We start from the raw sequence: 354 nt of genomic DNA on the forward strand, positions 1-354 counted from the left end.
GGCCGGGCGTGCGCCCCGGCGGTGGGGGGGCGCCGTCCGCGGGCGCGGGCGGCGGGGGGCGGGCGGGCGGCGGCCTCGACCGGCCGCTGATGGTGCAGTACGGCGAGTTCCTCGCGCGCCTCTCGCGCGGGGATCTCGGCACCTCGCTGGTGGACGAATATCCGGTGGCGGACGAGATCCTGCTGCGCCTGCCGCGCACGCTGGAGCTGATCCTGGCCGGCACGCTGATCGCCGTGACGATCGCGCTGCCGGCCGGCACCTGGGCCGCGGTGCATGCCGGGCGCGCCGTGGGCCCCGCGGGCGCGGCCCCCCCCCCCGGGCGGGCCGGGCCGCCGGGCGGCGGGCGGCGCCCCC

The 354-nt window shown here is 82.8% G+C and carries 1 pseudogene; it reads left to right on the forward strand.

From position 1 onward, the window contains the following. Positions 1-354 (forward strand): annotated as a pseudogene (locus AC1MIR_RS18665) (hypothetical protein); the annotation flags it as partial.

It is taken from the genome of Falsiroseomonas sp. RANM36, from assembly GCF_056682175.1.